5 protein-coding genes are annotated in these 6472 nt (G+C 69.2%); 2 read left to right on the top strand and 3 right to left on the bottom strand.

What is annotated here, in order from left to right; genetic code table 11:
* Window positions 1–27: 27 nt before the first annotated feature.
* Together aceA and aceB are read right to left on the bottom strand one after the other, a co-directional pair.
* Window positions 28–1311 (bottom strand): isocitrate lyase, encoded by a 1284-nt coding sequence (gene aceA, locus ACREPD_RS15310; protein ID WP_431600117.1) that lies wholly within the window; start codon window positions 1309–1311, stop codon window positions 28–30.
* 89 nt (window positions 1312–1400) lie between these two features.
* The gene (aceB, locus tag ACREPD_RS15315; RefSeq protein ID WP_431600118.1) at window positions 1401–3050 is read right to left on the bottom strand and encodes a malate synthase A; all 1650 of its coding nucleotides are present in this window, start codon (window positions 3048–3050) and stop codon (window positions 1401–1403) included.
* A 106-nt stretch (window positions 3051–3156) separates the two neighbouring features.
* Between aceB and ACREPD_RS15320 the strand changes: the two genes are divergently transcribed.
* A complete protein-coding gene (locus tag ACREPD_RS15320) occupies window positions 3157–4125 on the top strand; it encodes a LysR family transcriptional regulator (RefSeq protein ID WP_431600119.1) in 969 nt (322 codons plus the stop codon).
* Between the two features lie 9 nt (window positions 4126–4134).
* Window positions 4135–5040 carry a LysR substrate-binding domain-containing protein gene (locus ACREPD_RS15325; protein ID WP_431600120.1) on the top strand — a complete coding sequence of 302 codons (906 nt, stop codon included), beginning with the start codon at window positions 4135–4137 and terminating at the stop codon, window positions 5038–5040.
* Here ACREPD_RS15325 and ACREPD_RS15330 read toward each other — a convergent pair.
* Window positions 5030–6301 (bottom strand): MFS transporter, encoded by a 1272-nt coding sequence (locus tag ACREPD_RS15330; protein ID WP_431600121.1) that lies wholly within the window; start codon window positions 6299–6301, stop codon window positions 5030–5032. The two genes, ACREPD_RS15325 and ACREPD_RS15330, sit on opposite strands and share 11 nt — an antisense overlap.
* Window positions 6302–6472: the final 171 nt, after the last annotated feature.

Consider the following 6472-nt stretch of genomic DNA (forward strand, 5'->3'; position numbering starts at 1 on the left):
CGAGGGGCGCGCCGCGCCGTTCCTACCTCAGGCTGCCCGGAATTGTTCTTCTTCGGTCGAGCCGGTCAGGGCGGTGGTCGAGGACTGGCCCTGCTGGATGGCCTGGGTGACCGCGTCGAAGTACCCGGTGCCCACCTCGCGCTGGTGCTTGACCGCCGTGAAGCCCCGGTCGGCGGCGGCGAACTCGGCCTCCTGCAGCTCGACGAAGGCGCTCATCTGGCGGCGGGCGTAGCCGTGGGCCAGGTTGAACATGGAGTAGTTCAGGGCGTGGAAGCCGGCCAGGGTGATGAACTGGAACTTGTAGCCGTACGTGGCGATTTCCTTCTGGAAGGTGGCGATGGTGGCGTCGTCCAGGTTCTTCTTCCAGTTGAAGCTGGGCGAGCAGTTGTAGGCCAGCAGCTTGCCCGGGAACTTGGCGTGGATGGCTTCGGCGAACTTGCGGGCGAATTCCAGGTCCGGCTTGCCGGTCTCGCACCAGATCAGGTCGGCGTAGGGCGCATAGGCCAGGCCGCGGCTGATGGCCTGGTCCAGGCCGTTGCGGGTCTTGTAGAAGCCTTCCACGGTGCGCTCGCCGGTGGCGAAGGGCTGGTCGTTGGCGTCGATGTCGCTGGTCAGCAGGTCGGCCGCTTCGGCGTCGGTGCGGGCCACCAGCAGGGTCGGCACGCCCAGCACGTCGGCCGCCAGGCGCGCGGCGTTCAACTTCTCGATCGCCTCACGGGTGGGCACCAGCACCTTGCCGCCCATGTGCCCGCACTTCTTCACCGAGGCCAGCTGGTCCTCGAAGTGCACGCCGGCGGCGCCGGCCTCGATCATGGCCTTCATCAGTTCGAAGGCGTTGAGCACGCCGCCGAAGCCGGCCTCGGCATCGGCCACGATCGGCTGCAGGAAGTCGATCTCGTCCTTGCCTTCGGCGTGGTGCAGCTGGTCGGCGCGCAGCAGGGTGTTGTTGATGCGCTTGACCACCGCCGGCACCGAGTCGGCCGGGTACAGCGACTGGTCGGGGTACATCTGGCCGGCCAGGTTGGCGTCGGCGGCGACCTGCCAGCCGGACAGGTAGATGGCGTTGAGCCCGGCCTTGACCTGCTGCATGGCCTGGTTGCCGGTCAGCGCGCCGAGTGCGTTGACGAAGTCCTTTTCATGCAGGTACTTCCACAGCTTTTCCGCGCCCAGCCGGGCCAGCGAGTGCTCCACGTGCACGGTGCCGCGCAGGCGCACCACATCGGCGGCGCTGTAGTTGCGCTGGATGCCGGCCCAACGCGGGTCGGTGTTCCATTCGTGCTGGATCTGTTCGGCGGTGGGCAGCTTGCTCATGGCGGTTCTCCAGGTTGGTCGGCAGCGGGGCAGAGCCCCGCTCTACGGGTGTTCAGATGCGTAGCGCCGGGCTCTGCCCGGCAGGCGGGTCAATCGATCCGGTCGTATGCCGGCAAAGTCAGGAAATCGGTCAGTTCATTGCGGCGGCTGAGTTCGGCCAGCAGCGCCATGGCTTCGTCGATACGCGCCCCGCCCGGCAGGGTGCTGCGCTCGCCCAGGCGGGCCGGCAGCCGGGCCAGGGTGGCGTCGAGCAGCGCCAGGTCGATGGCGGTGCCGTCGTCCAGGTGCTGGCCCGGCACGTGCAGCCACTGCCACAGCTGGCTGCGGCTGATCTCGGCGGTGGCCGCGTCTTCCATCAGGTGGTGGATGGGCACGCAGCCGTTGCCGTCCAGCCAGGCGGCCAGGTAGCGCACGCAGACCTCCACGTTGCCCTCGAAACCGGCGCGGGTGATGGTGCCGGTGGGCGCGGCGATCAATGCATCGCGGTTGGCCTGCACGTCGCGGCGCAGGACGGCGTGCTGGTTCGGGCCGGGCATGTGTTCGTCGAAGATGGCCTGTGCCACCGGAATCAGCGCCGGGTGCGCCACCCAGGTGCCGTCATGGCCGGCGGTGACTTCGCGCAGCTTGTCGGCGCGCACGCGGGCCATCGCCTGCTCGTTCGCGGCCGCGTCGTGGTTGATCGGAATCTGCGCGGCCATGCCGCCCATCGCATGCGCGCCACGGCGGTGGCAGGTCTGGATCAGCAGTTCGGAATAGGCCTTCAGGAACGGCTGCGTCATGGTCACCTGGCCGCGTTCGGGCAGCACCTTGTCGGCGTGCTTACGGAAGGTCTTGATGTACGAAAAGATGTAATCCCAGCGCCCGCAGTTCAGGCCGACGATGCGGTCGCGCAGCGCGTGCAGGATCTCGTCCATTTCGAACACCGCCGGCAGCGTCTCGATCAGCACGGTGACCTTGATCTGGCCATGCGGCAGGCCGAGCATGCCCTCGATGTGCGACAGCGCGGTCTCCCACAGCGCGGCCTCTTCCATCGACTGCAGCTTGGGCAGGTAGAAGTACGGACCACGCTGGCGGCACATCAGGGTGCGGGCGTTGTGGAAGGCGAACACGGCGGCATCGAACAGGCCGCCGGCCAGCGGCTGGCCGTCGATGCGCACGTGCTTCTCGTCCAGGTGCCAGCCACGCGGGCGCACGATCAGCACCGCCTGCTCGTCCAGCGGGCGCAGGGCGTACTGCTTGCCCGGCTTGCCGTCCACCGACGGCCCGGTATGGGTCAGGTCGCCGCGCACGGCGCCGATCAGGGCCTGCTGGCCGGCCAGCAGGTTGCGCCAGGCCGGGGCGGTGGAATCCTCGAAGTCGGCCATGAACACCTTGGCGCCCGAGTTCAGCGCGTTGATGACCATCTTCGGGTCGGTCGGGCCGGTGATCTCGACGCGGCGGTCCTGCAGCGCGTCCGGGATCGGCGCCACGCGCCAGTCGTCGCTGCGGATGGCGGCGGTGTCGGAACGGAAGTCCGGCAGGCCACCGCCGTCGAAGAACGCCTGGCGCTCGCGGCGGGCCTGCAGGCGGCGCTGGCGCTCCGGTTCCACGGCGCGGTGCAGCGACACCAGCAGCGCCAGTACCCCCGCCGGCAGCAGGGCCGACTGGCCGGCGAGCTGGGTGGTCAGGGCGATGCCCGGGGTGGCCGGGGCATCGGCCGGGGTGGGCTGGGCGGTGGCGAAGGCGGCGACAGCGGACATGTCCAACTCCTGCGTTGCGGGTGACCCCACCGTGCGCCGGAGTGTGGTATTTGACAAAACAGTTATCGCAATGCTTTACATAAGTCCGGCTTATAGTCGTTACATCATGCCCACGCCGCGACCGCCAAGTCCCCGTTTTTCCTACAAGTCTGACCGGCTCAAGCCGCTGCGGGCGTTCTGCCAGACGGTGCGATTGGGCTCGGTCTCACGGGCTGCTGAGGCGCTGTTCGTCAGCCAGCCGGCCATCAGCCAGCAGTTGCAGGCGCTGGAACGCGAGCTAGGGCTGGTGCTGTTCGAGCGCAGCGGGCGCCGGCTGGTGCCCAGCCGCGAGGGCCAGCTGCTGTTCGAGATGGCCCAGCCGCTGGTGGAAAGCCTGGACGGGCTGGAGGCCAGCTTCCGCGACAAGGTGAAAGGGCTGGACGCGGGCGAGCTCAACATCGCCGCCAACAGCTCCACCATCCTGTACCTGCTGCCGCGCATCGTGGAGCGCTTCCGCCAGCGTCACCCGGACGTACGCCTGACCCTGCACAACGCGATCAGCGCCGACGGCACCGACCTGCTGCGCAGCGACGCGGCCGACCTGGCGGTGGGCTCGATGACCGACGTGCCCGCCGACCTCAGCTACGCGCCGGCCTACCGCTTCGAGCAGGTGCTGATCGCCCCGCCCGACCACCCGCTGGCCACCGCGCCGGAGCTGACCCTGCAGGCGATCTCGGCCTATCCGCTGGTGCTGCCGCCCAAGCGCCAGATCACCTACCGGCTGGTGGACCAGGTGTTCCAGCGCCAGCGCGTGCCATACACGGTGGCGCTGGAAGTGGGTGGCTGGGAGGTGATCAAGCAGTACGTGGCGATGGGCATGGGCATTTCGATCGTGCCGGCGCTGTGCCTCAACGATGCCGACCGTGGCCGGCTGGTGACGCGTTCGATGAGCGCCTGGTTTCCCGAGCGCAGCTACGGGGTGATCGTGCGCCGCGGGCGCTTCCTGTCGCCGCAGGCGCGTGCCTTCATCGAGCTGATCCAGCCGGACCTGTTCAGTCCGCGCAGCTATGATGAAAGCGGTCATTCCGAACGCTGATGCGCTGCCATGTCGATTGAACTGCGCCACCTGCGTTACTTCCTGGCGGTGGCCGATACGCTGCACTTCGGCCGCGCCGCCGAGCGCCTGGGCATGTCGCAGCCGCCGCTCAGCCAGCAGATCCGGCAACTGGAAACGCTGCTGGGCGCGCGCCTTTTCCTGCGCAGCAACCGCCGGGTGGAACTCACCGAGGCCGGGCGCGTGCTGCAGGCGCAGGCCACCGAGGCGCTGGCGCGGGTGGACCAGGCCATCGACCTCACCCAGCGCGCGCAGCGCGGCGAGACCGGCGAGCTGCGCATCGGGCTGACCCGTGCCACGCCGCTGTCCACGCAGATTCCGCGCGCGATCTTCGCCTACCGCCAGCAGTTCCCGCAGGTGCAGTTGAAGCTGCGCGAGATGAATACCCTGCAGCAGATCGATGCGCTGGTGGCCAACGAGCTGGACGTGGGGCTGATCCGCAAGCGCGCGTTGCCCACGCCGCTGATGTCACGCAAGTTGTTCAGCGATCCGCTGGCGCTGGTGGTGCATGACCAGCATCCGTTGATCCGCGATCTTCCTGTGGGTGCGCCGGTGGCGCTGCGCCAGTTCGCGCACGAGCCCTTCGTCGGTTTCCTGCGCGAGGTCGGCGCCGGCATCCACGACCATTTCATCGCGCTGTGCCGCAGCGCCGGCTTCACGCCGCGCATCATCCAGGAGGCGGGCGAAGCGTCCACGCTGATCAGCCTGGCCGCGTCCGGGCTCGGCGTAACGGTGTTGCCCGCCTCGTGCAGCCACATCCACGTGGAGGGCGCGCGCTTCGTACCACTGAGCGATCGCGCCGCCAGTTCGGAAGTGCATGTGGCCTACCGGCGCGGCGGGCCCTCGCCGCTGATCACGCACTTCACCCGGCTGCTGCAGGGCGGCTTCAGCGGCTGACCGCCAGGGCGGCCGGCAGCGGTTGCGCGCGGCGGCCCAGCCGCCAGGCGATGGTGGCGCCGATGGCGGTGAGCACGGCGGTGAAGGCGCACACGCCCCACCAGTCCCAGCGGGTGTAGAACACCCCGCCGGCCGCACCGGCCAGGCTGGATCCCAGGTAGTAGGCGAACAGGTACAGCGCCGACGCTTCGGCACGCATCACGCCGGCGCGGCTGCCGACCCAGCTGCTGGCCACCGAATGGCCGCCGAAAAAGCCGAAGGTCACCAGCGCGATGCCCACCGCCATGCAGCCCAGCCACGGCAGCGCCAGCATCACGATGCCCAGTGCGATGAGCCCGTAGCAGATGCCCAGCACGCGGCCGCGGCCATGCCGGTTGGCCTGCTGGCCCATCCACGCGGAGCTGAAGGTGCCGACCAGGTACACGCTGAAGATCAGGCCGACCACGGTCTGGCTGAGCCGGTACGGCGGCGCCAGCAGGTGATAGCCGAGGTAGTTGTAGAGGGTGACGAACACGCCCATGAGGACGAACGCGGTGGCGAACAGCGATGGCAGGCCGGGGTCGGCGAACAGCTGGCGCCAGCGGGTAGGCAGTTCGCGCAGGCCGCCGCGACGGCTCTGGAAATGGCGCGACGGCGGCAACTGCACCCACAGCAGCACGGTGCTGAGCACGGCGATCAGCGAGACCACGCCGATGCCCCAGCGCCAGCCCCAGTGGTCGGCCACGATGCCGGCGATCAGCCGCCCGCTCATGCCGCCGACCGCGTTGCCGCCGATGTACAGCCCCATGGCCAGGCCGAGCGCCCGGCTGTCCATCTCTTCCACCAGGTAGGTCATCGCCACCGCGGGAACGCCGCTGAGGGCGATGCCGAGCAGGGCGCGCAGGATCAGCAGGGTGGTCCAGTCGTGGACCATGGCGCTGGCCGCGGACAGCACGGTGGAGGCCAGCAAGGCGGTGATCATGACGCCGCGGCGGCCGACCCGGTCGGAGATCAGGCCGGCCACCAGCATCGACACCGCCAGCAGGCCGGTGCTGAGCGACAGCGCCAGCGCGCTGTTGGCGGCGGAGACGCCGAAGTGGCGGCTGAACTCGGGGAGTAGTGGCTGCACCGTGTAGAGCAGGCCGAACGTGGAGAAGCCGGCGAGGAACAGCGCCGCCGCGGTGCGGCGGAAGGCGGGCGTGCCCTGCTCGATGTGCTCCGAAGCCGTGGGCCGGTGGTTGGTGGAACTGCGCTGCGGCAGCGCTGCGGTGTCGCCGTTCATTGCGTCTGGGCCCGTGGGGGCGGGCCGGTGCGTAAGAGTCAGCGCTCAGGATAGGCAGCGGGTACAGGTCGATCCATAACCTGACGGGTCTGGATTGAGACGTTTGGCGTATCGAACGGTGAAAGGGCCGGGCAGAGCCCGGCGCTACGGCGAGGTGCGGAGAACGTAGTG

This window comes from Stenotrophomonas sp. (assembly GCF_050737075.1).
Taxonomy (GTDB): Bacteria; Pseudomonadota; Gammaproteobacteria; order Xanthomonadales; family Xanthomonadaceae; genus Stenotrophomonas.